A 20042-nucleotide genomic window follows, 5' to 3' on the forward strand; every position below is an offset into this window, starting at 1 on the left:
GCGCTGTGCGCAAAAATGCGCGCATGGCGTCGCCGTCGATCGGCCGTGGATCGGGGCTGCACCCTGTCCGCGGACGGCTGTCGACGGAGGAACGAGCCGCGATCCAACGCGCGTGGGCGGCGCTGATCCCGGAGGCGGACGCCATCGCCGACTCCATCACGCTGGCCCTGTTCGAGCAGGACCCCGACTACCTCCAGGCCGGCTCCGACATCACGGCCGTGGTCCGTCGCAGCACGCGGGAACACATCCGTCTGGGGCTGCGCAAGCTCAGCGGCACGCAGCACGGAAGCGAGGACAACACCGAGGTGTGGCGGCGCACGGGTCGCGAACGGGCGCGCCAGGGCATCCCCATGGAACTCGTGCTCAAGGCGTACACCCTCGGTAGTCGCACGTTGTGGGAGGAACTCGTCAACGCTCGCGGCGCGAATCCCGGGCTGCTCGAGCCGCGACTGCTTCTCGTCGCCGGCCAACGGTTGTGGCACGCACTCGATGCGCAGAACACGATTCTCGTCGACTCCTACCGGCGTGAGACCGCACGGATGCAGCAGCGCGACGTCACCAAGATCCTCGCCGTTCTCGACGGACTGCGCGACGGGCGCGGAGCCGATCCCGCGTTCGTCGTCGATGCGCGGAACACACTGGGCCTCACCACACAGCATCGGGTCGCGTGTGTGGTGGGCCCGCTGTCCGAGCGGGGCGATCCACCCCTGACCTCACCGGAGGACGCGGTCGACGGCGTGACATCGCTGTCGCACTGGCACATTCGCGACGGCGTCCAGTTCGGCGTCGTGTGCCCGGCCAAGACCGACCTCGCGCCCGTGGCCGAGGCTCTCGCCGCGCGCGCGGTAGGACCGGTGGGCATCGCGGCGTCGGCGGACGGACTCGTGTCCTTCGCCGCCGCCTACCGAGCTGCCGCGCGTGCCGCGGCCACCATCGGCGCGGGCGACACGCCCGCGGCGGTGGCCACGGACCGACTGCCCCACATCGTCATGTCCGCCGACGACGAGATCTCGGATCTGGTCGTGTCCCACGCGCTCGGATCGCTGAACGGACACCCACCCGCGCAGCGGGAGGTACTGCTCCGGACTCTGGCGCACGTCCTCGCCACCGACGGCTCACCCACCAACGCCGCCAAACTCCTGTACTGCCACCGGAACACGGTGATATACCGGCTCCATCAGGTCGAGGAACTGACCGGCCGATCCATCACCGCACCGGACGACCGGCTCCTCCTCACCCTGGCCCTGGTCCGCTCCGGACACTGGGCGGACGCGGTGGCCGGCGTCGCCGCGACTCACGCCGGAAACGTCACACCAGAGAGCTCGACCGCAACGTCAGCACGGTGATCTCGCTCGGTGCGAAGACGCGGAACGGCGGACCCCAGAAACCCGTGCCCCGGCTCGTGTAGAGCTGGGTGCGGGCACCGTGTCGGCTGAGGCCGTGGACGACCGGTTGATCGAGTCGGACGAGCAGCCCGAACGGCCAGATCTGCCCGCCGTGTGTGTGCCCGGAGACCTGCAGATCCACTCCCGCCGCCACGGCCGCGTCGATCTGCTTCGGCTGATGCGCCAGCAGGAAGATCGGCAGCGACGGTTCTGCGTCCGTCAGCGCGGCGGTGAGATCCGCGCCGTGCCCCACCTCGCCCGACCCGCGGGCGGTCCTGTCGTCGACCCCTGCGACGACGAGCCTGTCACCACCGCGCATGACGGTGATGTGCCTGTTGTGCAACGAGTCCCAGCCCAGTGACGTCATGTGGTCGAGCCACTCCTGGGCCTCGCCGAAGTACTCGTGATTGCCCGTGACGTAGACGCGCGCCGACTTCGCGTGCACCCGTTCGAGCGGAGCCACCTGCTCGCGTCGACGCTCCACCGACCCGTCGGCGAGATCACCCACGTGGCAGACGATGTCGGCGTCCTGACGATTGATCTCCGCCACAACGTCGGAGGACCACACGGACCGTTCGATCGGACCGTAGTGCGTGTCCGTGACCAGGACGATGCGGAGCCCGTCGAGTCCCGCGCCGAGTCGATCGAGCGTCACCGTCACGTGCTTCGTGCGCGGCAGCCGCATCGCCTCGCGTCGTCCCCACACCGCCAGTGCGACGATGACAGCCAGCACCGCGCCGGCGACGATGCGTGATCGCAGTGGATCGTCGACCCCGACGAGGCCGAGGCCGAGCCGGACGACGAGGCCGATGACGGACCACACGAACGCGATCCACACCAGTCCGAGCAGGGTGTCCCCGATGCGGGCCCATCGGTCGGAGTGTGCCCGGCCGTGCCCCTTCGCCATGCCGACCACGAGCGCTGCGGCAGCACCGACCGCAACGACCGTCGCGGTGATCCTCGCAGCGATCGGCCAGTCCGCGCCGGTGTACGCGAGTGTCCACAGCGGCGTCCCGAAAAGGATCGCGAGAACGATCGTCACGACGGCGAGCCGGCCCACGGGCGGCCCGCCGGACGGAGTGCTCTCGCGAACCTCGCCCGGCACTGAGTGGTCCGACATGGTGCATGTTCCTTCGGTGTCGGGAGCGTCGGCGATCTCTCGAGGAGCATCGCGGCGCGTGGGAGAGACGCGTCAACCGTACGCGGAACCGTGCGGCCGGTCCGCGCGTCGAATGTCACGGGGATCGTGGCATCGCGGTCGGGGAGGACACGAACATGGGGTTCGACATCACGGGAGTGATCGGCGCCGCGGGCGAGACGATCTCGGGCGCGGCGTCGGAGATGGTCGACTTCGCGACGGGACACGACAGCGACGCGGCGGAGTCCGCGGCGCGACTGACGGCGGAGTTCCACGCCGACGACGCCGTCCGGGTCGCCCGCGAGGCCGTCGACAGGTCCAGGGTGGGCGACACGGCGAGCGGCGAGAGTGTCGTGGTCCCGGAGTCGTTCGACGGCATGTCGCACCCCGAGATGTTCGCGCACACCACCGAACTCACGCCGGAGCTGCTCGATTCCGGGGCCGCGATGTGGCGTGAGGCCCACACCAGGACGACCGTGCTGGTGTGGACCCTGTGGAACGACCTCGGCGCCGTGCTCGGGACGGACTGGCAGGGAGCAGCGGCGGACTCCGCACTCGCCGCGATCACGACCTACCGCACCGAGTCTCTGCGCACCCTCGACCTCATGGACATAGTCGCGGGCAAGCTCGAGCAGTCTCGTGACGGGTTCGCGCTCACCCGCGCCACCATGCCCGCCCCACAGTCCTTCACACCGTCGGACTGGGCGCGCACCGCGATGACCGCCGCGTTCCTCGGACCCGTCGGCGCCGCCGGGTCGATCACCGCGATGATGGCCGAGGAGGAGGAGCGGCGCGCCGAGGCCGTGGCGGTCATGAACGGCACCTACGTCCCCACCGCCGTCCGAGCCGATCACGGCGTGCCGGTATTGACGCCGCCGGGAGATCCGGCGGGCGGCTCCGCGTCGGGTTCCTCGTCGTCGGCGGCGGCCGCCGGTGGCGCGCGCGGAGGTGTCGACGCCGCATCGCTCGGTTCGACGGCACTCTCGTCTCTCTCCGCGACTCCCGCGCCGACCACGGCGGCGTCGGTCGGCGACTCGACACCCGTCGCGGGGACACCGCCCGCGGCCGCCGCCCCGAACTCTGCGGGAGCCGGTACGAGCGGCACCCCGAGTGGCGCAGCTACGCCGGCGGGTGTCGCACCCGTAAACACGGCACCGGTCGGCCCGTCGGCGCCCCGGCCGGCCGCGACCTCACCGGCGGGCTTCGGACGAGGCTCGACCCCCGCCGGGTACGGGACGGCAGGGCAGCGTTCGTCGTCGGGATCCGGCGGGTCGGGCGCGCGGACACTCGGTCCGGGATCCTCGTCCGGGCGCAGCGCCTCGGGCGGTACCACCGGTCCCGTCCTGCAGAGCGCGACGGCGGCCGGCGCCGGCGGTTCCGGAGCCGGCACCCGCGCGGGGGCCTACGGACCGGGCGCGATGATGCCGGGGAGCCGCGCCGGTGGAGACCAGGACGGCGAACACACCACGGCGGGCTACCTGGTCACGGCGGACAATGGCGACCGCCTGATCGGAGAGCTCCCGCTCGTCGCTCCCCCGGTGATCGGGTGATCGTTCGAGCGGCTCCCACGGGGGTCGCCTCGTGGAACCTCACGTCACTCGAGTTCGCCGTACTCCTCGATCGAATCGGCCGCGATCGAGTGCCGTTCCCCTTCTCCTGGACCACGCCCGCCCGCACAGCCGCAGACTTGCGTGCGGAGCGCGAGGCCGCCCGCCGCCGCCTCGGCGACCGATCGCTGCTGGCCGCCGTGTCCCTGCTCGGCGGACCCGGACTCCAGGTCACCGCCTGCGGGGTGGAGTCGGGAGATCGACGTGTCCGCATCCGAGCCGCAACCTCGTACTCCGCAATCCCGCTCGCCGTCGTGGTGGTCCAGGAACCGGGACCCACCTCCGACACCGGCGGCACGGTGCACGTTCATGCCGTACCAGCGGAGCGCGTCGCCCACACCGTCGCGGCGGCGCTGCCCCACCGCCGCCCGGGACAGAGGGCGTCATCGTCCGTGTCCCGCGACGACGTGGTCCGCGCTCCGTCGTCCCACCTGCACGATTCGCGTGGCGACACCGACCGCGAGCGCGTGATCCACATTCTCGACGGACCACGGGACGGGCTCGGTGAGATCGTCGTGGGACACGGCGGCGACGGTCCGCTCGAGGCGATCGCGGGCAGACGGTGGATCGACGCCGTCGACGACGGTCGCTACCTGGTGCACGCGACCGACGTGGTGACCGTCCTGCCCGCCACGGCCCAGACCATCGCCGCGGCGCTCGACGACGAGATCCGACGGGCCGGTGCGGTACCACCGGTGACGGGTACACGCAGCTAGGGTTGGGCCATTGAACGCTGCGGCGCTGACGCGTGCGCGGCCGATCGAGAGGACTGGGCAGATGAGCGATCGCTACCCGCGCGACTCCGACAACCGCGACGTCGGCAACTACGGCTACGACGACCGCACTCGGGCCTACGGTCGGCAGGAGCCCTACGCCGAGCCCGGTGGTCAGCGCTACGCGCCGCAGAAGCCGGCATCGTCCGGACTGAAGTTCGACGTCGGCCCGTTCATCGGCGGAGTCGTCGCCACCGCCATCACGACGTTCATCGCAGGGTGGGTGGCCACGGCGATCGTCCAGGCCGTCTACAACCGCACCGGAACCAGCGTGTTCTGGATGTACGGACTGGAGGATCCCTGGATCGCCGGTGTGTACGGCGCCCTCGCCGCGATCCTCGCCGGAGCGTTCATGCTCCTGCTGTTCCAAGCGGTGCCGTCACCGAACACGTTCTTCAGCTGGATCGCCGGCCTGGTGGTCGTCGCGGTCATCGTGCTGCCGTTCCTCGCCGCGGGAGCCATCACCGCAGCGTTTGGCTCCGCGATCGTCAACGGCCTGATGGGGTTCGTCATCGTGGCCCTGCTGTCCACCACTGCGGCGAAGACGTATCACGGTCGTTCCTGACGGCCCCCGTCGAGCGTGACGCTCAGGGGATCCAGTACCCCTGAGCCTTCACCGACTTACGGGGAACGCGGTAGTCGGACTTCAGGATCGACGCGATCGAGCGCGTCGTGACCGTGTCGCACGCGACCCACGCGGCGTGGCGAGACGCGTCGAAGGCCGCGGCCGAGACGGCTTCCACCATCGAGGCACCGTCGTCACGCCGTCGTACTCGATGGACCTGCGTGGCACTCGTCGCCGCGAGCGGGAGCGCATCGTCGCCGTCGTGCACGGTCTCGAGCCACAGGGTGACGGGGAGATCGTCGGGCAGAGCGGCCAGCAACGAGTTCACCGCGGGAAGTGCCGCGCTGTCCCCCGCGATGAGGTATCCGGCGGGAAGCGGGTCCGGTACCGCGTACTTCGAGCCCTGGAACGTCGCCTCGAGGGTGGCGCCGGGGGTGGCGCGTCGGGCCCAGCGCGCGGCCGGACCGTCATGTAGCGCGAACTCGAGGTCGAAGCGGTCGTTCTCCGGGTCCGGGTTCACGACCGTGTAGGCACGGTGGTGCAGCGACGCACTGCCGTCGTCGGTGGGAAACCACAGGCGCAACCACATCGTCGGATGCACCGGCTTGCGCGTGAACAGTCCACCCGCGGAGACCGTCAGCCGCCGGTAGTGCGGGGTGACGTCCTCCGCCGCGAGGACGGTGAGCAGCACGTCCGAGCCGCCCATCAGCTTGAGGACAGTGCCCTGCCAGCCCTTGGTCTGCTCGCTGGTCGCTGCGTCGCTCATGCAGCTGAGGGTAGCCTAACTCTGACCGGCGCGGGGGTGTGCCAATTCCTCGAGGTACTCCGCGATGCCGTCGTCGTCGTGGCTCGCGACCACCCGATCGACGAGAGCCTGCACCTCGGGAATGGCATTGGAAGGACAGATCGCTGTGCCGGCCCACGCCAACATCTCCAGATCGTTGCGTGCGTCGCCGGCGGCCGCGACATCACGCCGAGCGATGCCGCGGCGCTCGCACAGCGCCGCCAGGGCGGTCGCCTTGGACACTCCGCGCGCGGCGATCTCCACGTAGGGCGCGCCGGAATGGGTCACCGAGACATCGTCGACGCCGCCTGCGAGCAACGCGCGGTAGAGATCCACGCTCGGCACGGTGGCGTGGCGGGCGACGATCTTCACCATGTCCTCCCGCAACCACGGGAAACGTGTCGTACTGGAGATGTCCATGGTGGACGGGTCGCGGTGATGGTCGGAGAACACGCACAGCGCGGCGTAGCCCGTCTCCGCGACGAACGAGGTGGGGCCGACCGCGGCGACCACGGTTCCCGGTACGAGGGTGCGCACCCGATCGACCGCGGCCTGGCCGACGGCGACGTCCATCCCCACCGTCTCGATGATGACGGGCGTCCCGTCGGCGAGATCGATGAGCACGGCGCCGTTGGCGCACACCGCGATTCCGCGGAAACCGCTCTGCTCGGCGAACTCGTGCACGGAGTGCCGGGCACGGGCGGTGGCCCACACCACGTCGATCCCCGCGTCCCGCGCTGCCGCCATGGCGTCGGCGGTGCGTGCGGAGATGGTCCGGTCGGAGCGCAGCAGCGTCCCGTCGAGATCGGTGGCGAAGAGTCGGACGGTCACCGGGTCAGCCTCTCACCCGGTGACCGCTCCGACCGGGAGTCAGCTCAGCGCGTCGGCGATGGGCGTCTCGCCCTGGTCGAACTCGATCATGCGGCCGGCGGTGGACGGGGTGTCGAGCACGGTGGCGATCACCGCGGCCACGTCGTCACGACTGACCGAGGCGCCCGTCGCTCCCTGCTCCTTGGTGGTGATGGAGCCGGTGCCGGCGTCGTCGGTGAGGCCGGACGGCGCGACGATGGTCCAGGACAGGTCGCTGTTCTTCAGGTGCTGGTCGGCCTCGGCCTTCGCCTCGGCGTACGCGTAGAAGGAGTCGTCCGGGGAGACACCGTGATCCGGGCCCGCACCGAAGTACGACACCAACACGAAGCGCGGGACGCCCGACGCAGACGCCGCGTCGATGCAGCGGATGGCGGCGTCGCGATCCACCGCGTACGTGCGGTCGGCATCGCCGCCCCCGGCGCCGGCAGCGAAGACGACGGCGTCGTGGCCCGTCACGGTTCCGGCGATCTCCTGGGTGGTCTGCGCCTCGACGTCCGCGACGACGGCGGTGGCGCCGGTCTTCTCGATGTCGGCGGTCTGATCGGGATTGCGGATCAACGAGGTGACCTGGTGCCCACTCTCGGTCAGGATCTTCGCGAGCTTCAGGGCGATCTTGCCGTGGCCGCCGACGACTGCGATGCGTGACATGAGTTCCGGGTGTCCCTTCTTCGAGCACGGGCGGCCGTGCGACCGTCCGGAGAGGGGGGTTCCCTACGGTCGGTGCCCGACAAACATCAGGGCCGCACTCAGGGGTACGGCCGTCCCGCCGCAGCGGGGCCGCGCACCTTTCCGACGAGCCCGGCGACCGCCAGGATGGTGACCACGTAGGGCAGCATCAACATGAACTCGCTGGGCACCGGCGACCCGATGATGCCGAGCACGTTCTGCAGGTTGGACGCGAATCCGAACAGCAGGGCCGCCAGCGTCGCACGGACGGGATCCCAGCGTCCGAAGATCACGGCGGCGAGGGCGATGTAGCCGGCGCCGGCGGTCATCTCCTTACCGAACGCACCGACCGACCCCAGGGTGAAGTACGCGCCGCCCATGCCGGCGATGGCGCCCGCGAGGCAGACGTTCCAGAAACGAGTGCGGGCGACGTCGATACCCACGGAGTCCGCAGCGCGCGGATGCTCACCGACCGCGCGCAACCGCAGGCCCCACCGCGTGCGGAAGAGGCCGACGAACACGGCCGCGACCGCGATGTACATGACGTACTCGATGACCGTCTGCCGGAACAGCACCGGACCGATGATCGGGATCTGCGAGAGCAGCGGGATCTCGATGCGGGGAAAGCGCGGCGGCGTGTTCAGTGTCGCCGCGCTGGGGACCAGCACCTTGGAGTACAGAAAGCTGGTGAGCCCGACGACGAGCACGTTGAGCACCACGCCGACGATGACCTGGTTGACGAAATACCGAATGGAGAACACCGCGAGGACGCTGCCCACCAACGCTCCTGCGACGAGGGCTGCGGCGAGACCGACGTACGGCGACCCGGTGAGCGTCGCGACCACCGCGCTGACGAACGCGCCGCCGAGGAGCTGGCCCTCGATGGCGATGTTGATGATGCCGACACGCTCGGAGACGACGCCGCCGAGCGCACCGAAGATGAGCGGCGTGCTGAGGGCGACGGTTCCGAGCAGCAGCCCCGGCACGGGAATGGTCTCGCCCACCGCGGACCAGGTGAGGAACAGCAGGACGAACGCGACGGCGAACACCGCGGTGATCGCCACCGGTGTGCGCTGCCCCGCCCGAGTGCGGACCGCACTGACCAGCGTGAGGGCGGCGAGCAGGATCACCAGCGCGATGCACGTGGCGCGCGCGGGCAGTCCCACGTCCGGCAACCTGACGAAGTCGCTGTCACTGGCCAGCGAGAACGTGCTGGTGCCGCTGTCGCCCCGCAGCCCGAAGGCGAGCAGCGCGACGACGGTGACGACGCCCAGGACGACGGGAAGCTTCCAGGAGGCGGCGGGACGGGACCCGGCGTCGGGAGGAGCCGTGGCGAGTGTGCCCATCAGCTCACCCCTTTCGCTCGAGGTTCGGGTAACCGGAACACCGCTCGCACCAGGGGCGGCGCGGCGATGAACAGGACGATGACCGACTGGACGACGAGCACGATGTCGATGGGGATCGACTCCGCGGCCTGCATCGCGAAGCCGCCCGCCTTGAAGGCTCCGAACAGGATGCCGGCGGCGAACACTCCCCACGGACGCGAGCGCCCCAGCAGTGCCACCGTGATGGCGTCGAAGCCGATGCCGGCGTCGATGTCCGCGGAGAAGCCCGTGGTGACGGTCCCGAGAACCTGTGCGACACCGGCGAGGCCGACCAGGGCACCCGAGAGGACCATCGCGTAGATGTACACGCGCTCGACCTTGATGCCGGCCACGCGGGCAGCGGAGGCGTTCTCCCCCACGACGCGGAACCGGAAGCCGACGCTCGACCTCTCGAGCAACCACCACACTGCTGCGGTCACGGCGATGACGAGGACGAATCCCCAGTGCAGCGAGTACTTCGAGCCGAACAGCGACGGCAGGATCGCGTCGTCCATCATCGCGGGCGTCTTGGGGTTGTTGGAGCCGGGTGCCTGCAGCGCGCCGGGAGTGCGCAGCAGGTACGAGATCAGGTAGAACGCGACGTAGTTGAGCATGATCGTCACGATCACCTCGTGCGCGCCGGTCCGCGCTCGCAGCAGTCCGGCGATGCCGCCCCACAGCGCGCCGCCGACGACACCGGCCAGGATCGCGACGATCAGGTGCACGTAGGGCGGCAGGTCGAAGGTGAAACCGACGTAGCCTGCACACGCGGCGGCGATGAGCATCTGGCCGCGGCCGCCGATGTTGAACATGCCGACTCGGAACGCCAGTGCGACACCGAGACCCGCGGCGATGAGCGGAGTGGCGAAGGTGAGGGTCTCGGTGAGCGGACGGATACCGTCCGCGAACCGAGGCCGTCGGAAGTTGTAGACACTGCCTTGGAAGAGCGCCGAGTAGGCACCCCAGACCGAGTCCCAGATCGCGGAGAGCATGTCCGTGGGCCGCGAGAAGAAGTAGCCCGCCGTCTCACGCACCTGCGGATCGGTGACGGCGATGAGTATCGCGCCGACCACGAACGCCATCAGGACCGACAGCAGGGACAGCAGCACACTGCCACTGGCGATCTTGCGCAGCACCGACTCGGACGTCGACGGCGGCGTCGCGGTGTCCGTCGCGGTCACGCGGCTCCCTCGGTGTTCGCGTCGGTGGAGTGGCCTCCGGCCATGAGCAGTCCCAACTCTTCTCGCGAGGCGTCGCCGGACACGATGCCGACGATGGCGCCTCGATACATCACCGCGATGCGGTCGGCCAGAGCCGACACCTCGTCCAGCTCGGACGAGATCACGATGACGGGCGTGCCCGCGTCCCGCGTCGCGACGATGCGCTTGTGCACGAATTCGATGGATCCCACGTCGATTCCGCGCGTGGGTTGCGACGCGATGAGCAGGCGCAGGTCGCGCCCGAGTTCCCGTGCCAGCACGACCTTCTGCTGATTACCCCCCGACAGGCGTCCGACGGCCGTGTCGATGCTCGGCGTGCGGATGTCGAACTCCGACACCTTCTCCGACGCGAAGGACCGGAGGAAGGACCGCACGATGCTGCCCCGCGCCGAGAACGGCCCACCGTGCGACCGGTCGAGCATGAGGTTCTCGGCGATGGTGAACTCGCCGACGAGTCCGTCCTCGGTGCGGTCCTCGGGAACGAAACCCACACCGGCGTCCAGCACGGACTTCACGTCGCGACCGACCAGCGAGGCTCCGTCGAGGGTGATCTCACCGGTCATCGCCGGATGCAGACCCAGCAGTGCTTCGGCGAGCTCCGTCTGACCGTTGCCCTGCACGCCCGCGATCGCCAGGATCTCGCCGGCGCGCACCTCGAAGGACACGTCGTTCACCACCGGGCCGGCAGCACCCGGAACCGTCAGGCTCGACACGACCAGCGCCGCGTCGCCCAGCTGCGCCGGGTCCTTGGCGACGCGCAACTGCACGTCGCGACCGACCATGAGGGATGCCAGTTCGCCGTCGGTGGCGGTCGGTTCGGCCTGGCCCACGACCTTCCCGAGGCGGACGACGGTGATGCGATCGGCGACCACGCGCACCTCACGCAGCTTGTGCGTGATGAAGACGATGGCCGTCCCAGCATCGGCGAGCTGACGCATGATCGTCATGAGCTCGTCGGTCTCCTGCGGCGTGAGGACGGCCGTGGGCTCGTCGAAGACCAGGATGTCGGCCTCGCGGGAGAGCGCCTTGATGATCTCGACGCGTTGCTGCACGCCGACCGGGAGATCGCCCACGATCGCGTCCGGATCCACGTCGAACCCGAAGCGGGCCGACACCTCCCGTACCAGCGCACGAGCCGCGTCGAGGTCCAGGCGACCGCCGAAGGTCGTCTTCTCGTTGCCCAGGATGATGTTCTCCGCGACGGTGAACACCGGGATCAACATGAAGTGCTGGTGCACCATGCCGATCCCGGCGCTCATCGCCTCGCCGGGGCCGGCGAAGGTGCGCCGTTCCCCGTCGATGAGGATCTCGCCCTCCTCCGCCCGGTACAGGCCGCTGAGGACGTTCATCAACGTCGACTTCCCGGCACCGTTCTCACCGAGCAGGCAATGGATCTCGCCCGCCTCGACCGTGAGATCGATGTGGTCGTTGGCGACCAGGGAACCGAAACGCTTGGTGATGCCCCGGAGTTCGAGCTTCGGCAGGTCGTGCCCGGGGCTGCTGTCGAGCGTGGACGCGGTGTCGTTCGACGCCATCGTCAGTTGGGCGACGAGGGCGACGTGACCGTGATCGATCCGTCGATGATGCCCGCGCGGATCGTGTCGAGTTCACCCTGCAGAGCCGGATCGATCTGCGACTCGAAATCGTGGAACGGTGCGATGCCGACACCGTCGTTCTCGAGCGTGCCGACGTACGGGGTGTTGTCGAAGGAGCCGTCGCCGACCGCCTTGACCACTTGCTCGGTACTGGTGGCGAGGCCCTTGGTCACCGAGGTGAGCACGAGGTCGGACACCGACGGGTCGGAGACGTACACGTCGGCGTCGGCGCCGATCAGCGCGATCGGACGGTTTGCGTCACGGATGGCCTGCGCGGCGGACTGGTAGATCGGGCCACCGACCGGGAAGATGACGTCGGCGTTCTGGTCGATGAGGCCCTGCGCGGTGTTCTTCGCGACCTCGTTCGCCTCGAATCCGCCTGTGAAGGAGCCGTTCTGGGCATCGACGTCCCAGCCGATGACGCGGACGTCGCGGTTCTTCTGCTCGTTGAAGTACTTCACACCGTCGGCGAAGCCGTCCATGAAGATGGTGACGGTGGGGAACTGCGATCCGCCGAAGGTGCCCACGGTGTTCGTCTTGCTGTAGCTCGCGGCGGCGTAGCCGGCGAGGAACGCGGACTGCGCCGTGTCGTAGGTCAGCGGCTTGACGTTGTCCAGTTCGATGGACGAGTCGTCGACGATGGCGAAGTTGACGTCCGTGTTCTGCTCCGCGGCTTCCTTGGTGGCGTCCGCGAGCGCGAAGCCGACCGTGACCACGAGTCCGCAGCCCTGGTCGACGAGGTTGTTCAAGTTGGGGGTGTAGTCCGTCGGAGAGTTCGACTGCACCGTGATCGGCTCGACGTTCAGTTCGCCGGCCGCGGTCTGCAGGCCCTCGTAGCTCAGCTGGTTGAAGGACTTGTCGTCGAAGCCGCCGGAGTCGGAGACCATGCACGGGGTGAAGTCACCCGAGTCGGATCCGCCGCTCGCGCTGTCTTCCGGCGCTGACCCACAGGCGGTGACCAGGGTGAACGCGCTCGCGACTGCGACGGTGGAGAGTGTTGCTCTGGAAAGGGTGTTCGGCACGGGTGTGCTCCGTTTCGCTCGTGGCTGTGATGGAACATTAACCCGAGCGTCGGACGAGCGCCGAGCGTCCGTCCGAAAACCTGTGCGCGACCCACCCCCGGACATGCCACTGGGGCCGGACACCTGTCGGTGTCCGGCCCCAGTGTGAAGTTTCGGTGGGTTACTCCGAAATCAGATCGCGCGAACGCCGCTCGCCTGAGGACCCTTGGCGCCCGAGGTGACCTCGAACTCGACGCGCTGGTTCTCTTCGAGGCTCTTGAAGCCGGTGCCCTGGATCTCGGAGAAGTGGACGAACACGTCAGGTCCATCTTCCTGAGCGATGAAGCCGAAGCCCTTTTCGGCGTTGAACCACTTGACGGTGCCCTGAGTCATGGTGTTGCTCCCTACAGCTGATACTTCGAGTTTCACACCGTGTGAAACCCGGGCCGGCACTGAACGTGACGAACTCCGAGTTTCCTCAGAAAGACGCACACGCTCGCAACTACAAGTTCCCAGCGAGCGTGCATGAACACGAACACACAAAAACTACGACCTGTCAGCTGCGATAAGGCTACAACACACCGGGGACCATGCGCCACCGGTACCGCGTGAGGTGACGCGAAGCACCGAGCGGGTATACGCGTCTCATGACCGACCCGACGACCTCCGTGGCCGACGCGCTCGTCGCGCTGCGCGACCGCGCGCCCCTCGTCCACGCCGTGACCAATTACGTCACAGCGGGTTTCACCGCGAACGTGCTCCTCGCCGCCGGCGCCAGTGCGGCCATGGTGGACAACGAGGACGAGGCGCCGCTGTTCGCCGGGGTGGCCGACGCGGTGCTGATCAACCTCGGCACACCCCAGCCGCAGCTGCGCGAGGTCTACCTGGCCACCGCGTCCGCCGCCGCCGCTGCTGGCACCCCGTGGGTGCTGGACCCCATCGCGGCCGGCGGACTGCCGTGGCGAGGTGCACTCGCCCGCGAGCTCCTCGAGCACCGGCCCGCAGCCGTGCGAGGCAATGCCTCCGAGATCATCGGTCTGTACCGCCTGACCGGACTCGACACCGACGGGCGGAACGGGTCCGGACGCGGTGTGGACAGCTCGGACGATCCGGCGGACGCGGTCGACGCCGCACGTGGCCTGCTCGCCTACTCGACAGCGGTGTCCGCGAGCGGGGCGATCGACCACATCGCCCACGAGGGCGGACTCGCGACGGTGCACGGCGGCAGCGTCCTCATGACGAAGGTGACCGGAACCGGGTGTTCGCTCGGCGCCCTCGTCGCCGCATACTGCGCCGCTGTCGACGACCACGGCGTCGCGACGATCGCGGCCCACACGCACGCCACGGTCGCCGCCGACATCGCGGCCGAGACCGCCACCGCGCCCGGCTCGTTCGCGGTCGCCTATCTGGACGCACTGCACGCCGTCACCCCCGACGACATCCTCCGGCGCGCGCACATCGAGTGGCAGCCACGGTGACGTCACCGATCACCGACTACCTGGAGGCCGTACTGCGCGACTGCCGGGACTCGGACGGCGGCGAGGTCCTCACGGGCAACCGCATCCTCTCCGAGGCCGACCCCGACGTGTTCTCGGTCGCCGTCGTCACCGTCGAGGGCACGGTCTACTGCGCCGGCGACGTGGACTCGTCCTTCTCGATCCAGTCCATCTCCAAGGCACTCACCTACGCCCTCGCGCTGGCCGACCGTGGGCTCGACGCCGTGCACCGCAAGATCGACGTCGAGCCATCGGGTGACGCGTTCAACGAGATCTCGCTCGAACGCGACACCGGCCGACCGCGCAACGCGCTGATCAATGCCGGTGCGATCGCGGCACATTCGTTGGTCGAGGGGCGCGACGTCGAGCATCGCGTCGACCGGATCCTCGCGCTGCACTCCGCGTTCGTCGGCCGCGACCTCGCGATCGACGACGACGTGTTCGATGCCGAGATGGAGTCGAGCGACCGGAATCTGGCGCTCGCCCACATGCTCGCCTCGGTGAAGGTCCTCGAGTGCGATGCACACGAGGTCGTCACCGGGTACGCCCGACAGTGCAGCATCGACGTCACCACACCCGACCTCGCGATGCTCGCCGCGACGATGGCGAACGGCGGTGTCCATCCCGAGAGTGGCGACCGGGTGGCGACGTCCGCTGTCGTGCGACAGGTGCTCTCGACCATGACCACGTGCGGGATGTACGACGGCACGGGCGACTGGATCGCGAACGTCGGCATTCCCGCGAAGAGCGGTGTGTCCGGCGCGATCATCGGGGTGCTGCCCGGCCAGCTCGGGATCGCCGTCCACTCCCCACGACTCGACGACCGCGGCAACAGCGTGCGCGGGGTCGAGGTGTTCGAACGACTGTCGAGGGACATGGATCTGCACATGATGGACATCGCCCCGTCCGGTCACTCCGCGGTGCGGCGGGCCCGTGAGGAGGACGGCCGCACGGTGTACGAACTGCAGGGCGACATCCGGTTCGCCGGCGCGGAGAACATCATGAGCCGCGTCCTGGCCGACCTGCCGGACGAGCCGACGCGCATCGGTTTCGAGCTCGAGCCCGCCCGAGCGGTCAACGGAGCTGCGGTGCGGCTGCTCGGCGAGCTGATCGAGCGACTGCGCAGCGACGGCCACGACGTGGAGGTGGACGACCCCAACGGGCTCATGTAGCGGGAACGCCGGTCGGAATCAGGTAGCGGGAAGGCCGGAGGCCGGTCGGGGTCAGATGAGCCGGAGTTCCCTCCGTGAGCGGAAGGTGCGGGGGTCGCCGGTGAGCGGATCGGTGAAGCTCAACCGGCGCGCGAGCAACTGCAGGGGTGTCGAGAAATCGTCCGGCGCCACGGACGTGAACGTCGGGTAGTACGGGTCGCCGTGGATCGGGATGCCGAGCGAGGAGAGGTGCAGGCGAAGCTGGTGCGTCTTGCCCGTGCGAGGGAAGAGCCGGTAGCGCGCCGCGTCGCCCACCCTCTCGATGATCTCCACCCGTGTCTCGCTGTTCGGCTCACCCGGTTCCTCGTGCGCGGTCATGATGCCGTGTTCCTTGACGATCCGGCTGCGGACAGTGCGCGGGAAGGTGAGGGCGAAGTCGAATCCGGCGACGGCCTCGTACTCCTTGTCCACGTTCCCGTCGACGAAGAGGTCCTGGTACGCCCGGCGGAATCGGGCTGCCCTGGTGAACATCAGGACTCCCGCGGTGGCGCGGTCGAGCCGATGGGCCGGCGTGATGTCCGGCTCGTCGAAGAGCCGCCGCAGCCGTACCGTCGCGGTCTCGGTGATGTGACGCCCGCGCGGGATGGTCGCGAGGAAGTGGGGCTTGTCGACGACGATGATCGCGTCGTCGACGTGCAGGACCTCCATCTCGAAGGGAACGGGCACCTCGGGCTCAGGAACTCGATGAAAGTGCACGACGGCACCGGCGCGGTAGGCCGTGTGCTCGGTGTACGGGCGACCGCGCTCGTCGACCACCTCCCCCGCTGCCATCGTCGCCCGCCACGCGTCGTCGGGCAGCACGCTCTCCAGATAGTCGAGGGTGGTCGCCGGATGCTCACCGTGGGGCAACCGATGCCGCAGCGGCGCGAGGCCGTCCCGGAACGGCAACGGCACGCTCACGCTGGGACGCACTCGGTGCAGACCAGAGCCAACCCACGACCGTGGCCGTCGTCCGTGTCGAGGTACCGCGAGGTGGGAACCCTGCAGCGCGAACAGGTTCCGATGACGGCCGGGTGGTCGGAGAACGCGACGGCGCCGCGCTGATCGAACACGTACAGCGACCCGGACCAGAGCCCGTCGTCCCCATATCGCTCGCCGTACCGCACGATGCCACCGTCCAGCTGGTAGACCTCCTCGAAGCCGCGCGAGCGCATCAACGCGGACAACACCTCACATCGCACGCCCCCGGTGCAGTAGGTGACGACAGGCTTCGACTTCAGATGGTCGAACACACCGGAATCCAACTGTGCCACGAACTCTCGTGTGTTCTCGACGTCCGGGGCGACGGCGCCGTCGAAACGCCCGATCGCGGCCTCGAAGGCGTTGCGGCCGTCGAGGAAGACGACGTCGTCCCCACGCTCGGCGACCAGATCGTGCACCTCCTCGGGTGCGAGGCGCCGGCCACCCCCCACGACGCCGTCCGCGGTCACGTGGAGCTCGTCCGGTACCCCGAAGGTCACGATCTCGGGACGCACCCGGACGCTGAGCTTGGGGAAGTCGTCGCCGCGGCCGTCCGACCACTTCACGTCCGCGGCCGCGAACGGCGCGTATTCACGAGTGCCACGGACGTACTTCTTGACTGCGCGGACGTCGCCGCCCACCGTCGCGTTGATGCCGTGCGGGGAAACGATGATCCGGCCGGTGAGCCCGTGTGCGGACGCCAGGGTGTGCTGCCACAGCCGGACCGCCTCGGGGTCCGGCAGCGGCGTGAACACGTAGAACAGCACGATCTTGGGCGTCGACACGATCGTCCAGTCTACGTCGTCCCGCGTCAGGTCAGCGGCGGTGCCGGAGCCACCGTCTGCGTGCCCGACCCGACGCGAAAACCCGCACCGAAGTAGGCCGTCGACGCGGGATCCTCCTTGGCGGTGACGTACCAGTGATCCATCTGCGCGCCCGACGGCGTCACCTCGAAGACACCGAACCCGTGGGTGTCGAGATCGACGTACTTGACGTGGTGGTTGAAGGCCTTGAACGCCTCCTCCGCCACCCGACCGACCGTGTGCTCCGGGACCTTCAGGAAGTCGTCGATGTTCGCCGACGTGACCGACGTGACCACCAGCTCGGTCGCCACCGTTCCCGCCGCCGGGTACGCAGCGGCGTCGACCGGGATGTCGCATGCCCACGAGGAGTGGATGTCGCCGGTGATGAACACGGTGTTGTCGACTCCGGCGGTACGGATCGCGTCGAGCAGCCTGCGGCGGTCGGCCGTGTACCCGTCCCACGGATCGGCGTTGTACGACACTCCGGCGGCCGGCAACCCGAGCAGCTGGGTGACACCTCGCGCCGCCTCGGGTTCCAGCGGCGGAATCAGAGTCGGCGTGATCATCACCGGGTTGCCGATGATGCGCCACTGCGTGGGCGACGACGTCAGACCTGCCGTCAGCCACGCCATCTGGTCGGCGCCGGTGATGGTGCGATCCGGCGAGTCCACCGCCGGGCCCTGGAACGGCAGCACCTGCTGTGAACGGTAGGTCCGGAGGTCGAGCATCGACAGCTCCATCAGCGTCCCGAACCGCAGACGGCGGTACAGGTGCCGGTTGTTCGCGGTCCCCGCAGCGCGCACGGGCATCCACTCGTAGTAGGCCTGAACCGAGTTGGCCTTGCGCGAGGCCCAGTCCCCCTCGGTGTCCGGCTGATGATTCTCGGCGCCCGTGGCGTAGGCGTCGTTTGCCGACTCGTGGTCGTCCCACGTGCAGATCCACGGCACACCGCGGTGTGCGGCCTGGAGATCCGGATCGGACTTGTACTGGCCGTGCCGGATTCGGTAGTCGGCGAGAGAGACGATCTCGTGCAGTGGATCGTGCACTCGCACGACGCCGTTCTTGCCCTCGAACCCGCCCGTCTCGTACTCGTAGATGTAGTCGCCCAGATGGATGATCGCATCGAGATCCTGGCGGGCGGCGAGATGGCGATACGCGGAGAAGTACCCCGACTCCCAGTTCGCGCACGACACGACACCGAATCGCAGGCGCGCGACGTCGGCCTCGGCGGCAGGGGCGGTGCGGGTGGTGGCCACCGTCGACGACTCGCCCGCCGCCGTGAAGCGGTAGTGGTAGGTGGTCGCCGGTCTCAGACCGGTGACGTCGACCTTCACCGTGTGATCGGTGTCGGCAGAGGTGACGACGCTGCCCGAGCGCACCACGTCGGTCAGCGCGGCGTCGCGCGCCAGCTCCCACGTGACGGTGGTGGCCGGTCCACGGCCGGACCCCGGCGTCGCGTCGGGGGTCGGCGTGACGCGGGTCCACAGCAGGATCGCGTCCTCGAGCGGATCGCCCGAGGCGACGCCGTGTCGGAAGACGGACGACGACTGCGCCGCCGCGGTCCGCGCGGTGAGGGTCGCCGCGGCGCCCACCCCTGCGGCGAGGGTGGTGGTCCGGAGGAAGCCGCGGCGGTTCAGAGAAGTCTCGTGCACGCCCGTGAGTCCATGCCATGCGGGCCGATCGGTCAAGTGAACGTTCGAGCGGCGCTCTCTCAGGAACAGGACCCCCCGGTCGAATCGTTGCCCCACACATGAAGGCAATCGTCTACACCGAGACCGGTGCACCCTCCGTCCTGACCGCAGTCGACCGCGACATCGTGGAGCCCGGCGTCGGCGAGGTGCGGGTGCGCCTCGTCGTCGCGGGGGTCAATCCCACCGACTGGAAATCGCGGACGGGTGCGGGTCCGGGACAGAAACCTGCGTTCGACGAGGTGGTGCCGGGCCAGGACGGGGCCGGTGTCGTCGACGCGGTCGGCCCGGAGGTCGAGGGCATCGCCACCGGTGACCGGGTGTGGCTGCTGCTCGCCCAGCACGAGCGCCCCACCGGAACCGCCCAGGAGTTCACCGTCGTCCCGGCGGATCGCGTGGTCAGGCTGCCCGAGAACGCCGACTTCGACCTCGGCGCCTCGCTCGGCGTCCCGGCGGTGACCGCGCACCGTGCGCTCACCGTGTCCGAGGACGGACCGTCCCGTCTCCATCCGGGCGCGCTGGACGGCAAGACCGTCCTGGTCGCCGGCGGTGCGGGCGCGGTCGGCCACGCCGCGATCCAGCTGGCGCGCTGGGCCGGCGCCACCGTCATCACGACGGTGAGCGGCCCGGAGAAGGCGGGTCTGGCCACCGCCGCCCGTGCGCACCACATCGTCAACTACAAGTCCGGCGACGCTGTCGCCCGCATCCGCGAACTGGCTCCGAATGGCGTGGACATCATCGTCGAGGTGGCGCCCGCCCAGAACGCAGAGCTCGATGCCGCCGTCGCCGCACCTCGCGCGTCGGTCGCGATCTACGCGAACAACGGCGGCGACGCGGTCTCCATCGACATCCGCCCCAGCATGGTCGGCAACATCCGCTACCAGTTCGTTCTGCTCTACACCGTGGGAACCGCGCC

19 protein-coding genes are annotated in these 20042 nt (G+C 69.2%); 7 read left to right on the top strand and 12 right to left on the bottom strand.

Going from position 1 to position 20042, the window contains the following annotated elements; all coding sequences use genetic code 11:
• Positions 1–23: 23 nt before the first annotated feature.
• Complete coding sequence (locus JOE30_RS21030) at positions 24–1346, top strand: CdaR family transcriptional regulator (RefSeq protein WP_204868871.1); 1323 nt, start codon at positions 24–26, stop codon at positions 1344–1346.
• Here JOE30_RS21030 and JOE30_RS21035 read toward each other — a convergent pair.
• Positions 1309–2505, bottom strand: coding sequence for a metallophosphoesterase (locus JOE30_RS21035; RefSeq protein ID WP_204868872.1), 1197 nt, complete (start codon positions 2503–2505; stop codon positions 1309–1311). The genes JOE30_RS21030 and JOE30_RS21035 overlap by 38 nt on opposite strands.
• Positions 2506–2660: 155 nt before the next feature.
• Between JOE30_RS21035 and JOE30_RS21040 the strand changes: the two genes are divergently transcribed.
• The 3 genes from JOE30_RS21040 to JOE30_RS21050 all read left to right on the top strand — a co-directional run bounded on the left by JOE30_RS21040 (position 2661) and on the right by JOE30_RS21050 (position 5468).
• Positions 2661–4073 carry a hypothetical protein gene (locus JOE30_RS21040; RefSeq protein ID WP_204868873.1) on the top strand — a complete coding sequence of 471 codons (1413 nt, stop codon included), beginning with the start codon at positions 2661–2663 and terminating at the stop codon, positions 4071–4073.
• Complete coding sequence (locus JOE30_RS21045; protein ID WP_204868874.1) at positions 4070–4846, top strand: ESX secretion-associated protein EspG; 777 nt, start codon at positions 4070–4072, stop codon at positions 4844–4846. The genes JOE30_RS21040 and JOE30_RS21045 overlap by 4 nt, the downstream gene beginning before the upstream one ends.
• A gap of 61 nt (positions 4847–4907) precedes the next feature.
• A complete protein-coding gene (locus JOE30_RS21050) occupies positions 4908–5468 on the top strand; it encodes a hypothetical protein (protein WP_204868875.1) in 561 nt (186 codons plus the stop codon).
• Between the two features lie 22 nt (positions 5469–5490).
• On the opposite strand, the gene JOE30_RS21055 is transcribed toward JOE30_RS21050, so the two are convergent.
• The 8 genes from JOE30_RS21055 to JOE30_RS21090 all read right to left on the bottom strand — a co-directional run bounded on the left by JOE30_RS21055 (position 5491) and on the right by JOE30_RS21090 (position 13361).
• Positions 5491–6234 carry a siderophore-interacting protein gene (locus JOE30_RS21055; RefSeq protein WP_204868876.1) on the bottom strand — a complete coding sequence of 248 codons (744 nt, stop codon included), beginning with the start codon at positions 6232–6234 and terminating at the stop codon, positions 5491–5493.
• A 15-nt stretch (positions 6235–6249) separates the two neighbouring features.
• On the bottom strand, positions 6250–7083 hold the full coding sequence (locus tag JOE30_RS21060) for an HAD family hydrolase (RefSeq protein ID WP_204868877.1): 834 nt from the start codon (positions 7081–7083) through the stop codon (positions 6250–6252).
• Positions 7084–7122: 39 nt separating this feature from the next.
• Complete coding sequence (locus JOE30_RS21065; protein WP_027504733.1) at positions 7123–7770, bottom strand: SDR family oxidoreductase; 648 nt, start codon at positions 7768–7770, stop codon at positions 7123–7125.
• A 98-nt stretch (positions 7771–7868) separates the two neighbouring features.
• Positions 7869–9134: an ABC transporter permease gene (locus JOE30_RS21070; protein WP_204868878.1), complete on the bottom strand. Its 1266-nt coding sequence runs from the start codon at positions 9132–9134 to the stop codon at positions 7869–7871.
• Positions 9134–10333 carry an ABC transporter permease gene (locus tag JOE30_RS21075; protein ID WP_231476227.1) on the bottom strand — a complete coding sequence of 400 codons (1200 nt, stop codon included), beginning with the start codon at positions 10331–10333 and terminating at the stop codon, positions 9134–9136. Before JOE30_RS21075 ends, JOE30_RS21070 begins: the two co-directional genes overlap by 1 nt.
• A complete protein-coding gene (locus tag JOE30_RS21080; RefSeq protein ID WP_204868879.1) occupies positions 10330–11907 on the bottom strand; it encodes an ABC transporter ATP-binding protein in 1578 nt (525 codons plus the stop codon). Before JOE30_RS21080 ends, JOE30_RS21075 begins: the two co-directional genes overlap by 4 nt.
• Before the next feature lie 2 nt (positions 11908–11909).
• On the bottom strand, positions 11910–12989 hold the full coding sequence (locus tag JOE30_RS21085; protein ID WP_307806277.1) for a BMP family ABC transporter substrate-binding protein: 1080 nt from the start codon (positions 12987–12989) through the stop codon (positions 11910–11912).
• Positions 12990–13160: 171 nt separating this feature from the next.
• Complete coding sequence (locus JOE30_RS21090) at positions 13161–13361, bottom strand: cold-shock protein (RefSeq protein WP_027504730.1); 201 nt, start codon at positions 13359–13361, stop codon at positions 13161–13163.
• 254 nt (positions 13362–13615) lie between these two features.
• On the opposite strand from JOE30_RS21090, the gene thiM reads away from it, so the two are divergent.
• On the top strand, positions 13616–14446 hold the full coding sequence (gene thiM / locus JOE30_RS21095) for a hydroxyethylthiazole kinase (RefSeq protein WP_204868880.1): 831 nt from the start codon (positions 13616–13618) through the stop codon (positions 14444–14446).
• Positions 14443–15636, top strand: a complete 1194-nt coding sequence (gene glsA / locus JOE30_RS21100) for a glutaminase A (RefSeq protein WP_204868881.1) — start codon at positions 14443–14445, stop codon at positions 15634–15636. The genes thiM and glsA overlap by 4 nt, the downstream gene beginning before the upstream one ends.
• Before the next feature lie 51 nt (positions 15637–15687).
• Here glsA and JOE30_RS21105 read toward each other — a convergent pair whose 3' ends face one another.
• The 3 genes from JOE30_RS21105 to JOE30_RS21115 are packed head-to-tail and all read right to left on the bottom strand — an operon-like array spanning position 15688 to position 19090.
• Positions 15688–16575 carry a pseudouridine synthase gene (locus tag JOE30_RS21105; RefSeq protein ID WP_204868882.1) on the bottom strand — a complete coding sequence of 296 codons (888 nt, stop codon included), beginning with the start codon at positions 16573–16575 and terminating at the stop codon, positions 15688–15690.
• Positions 16572–17420, bottom strand: coding sequence for a rhodanese-related sulfurtransferase (locus JOE30_RS21110; RefSeq protein ID WP_204868883.1), 849 nt, complete (start codon positions 17418–17420; stop codon positions 16572–16574). The genes JOE30_RS21105 and JOE30_RS21110 overlap by 4 nt, the downstream gene beginning before the upstream one ends.
• A gap of 26 nt (positions 17421–17446) precedes the next feature.
• On the bottom strand, positions 17447–19090 hold the full coding sequence (locus tag JOE30_RS21115) for an alkaline phosphatase (RefSeq protein WP_204868884.1): 1644 nt from the start codon (positions 19088–19090) through the stop codon (positions 17447–17449).
• 98 nt (positions 19091–19188) lie between these two features.
• On the opposite strand from JOE30_RS21115, the gene JOE30_RS21120 reads away from it, so the two are divergent.
• Positions 19189–20042 (top strand): NADPH:quinone reductase (locus JOE30_RS21120; RefSeq protein WP_209993115.1); only part of this gene is annotated, 854 nt, incomplete at its 3' end.

Origin of the sequence: Rhodococcus sp. PvP016 (assembly GCF_017832185.1) — a bacterium.
GTDB lineage: Bacteria > Actinomycetota > Actinomycetes > Mycobacteriales > Mycobacteriaceae > Rhodococcoides.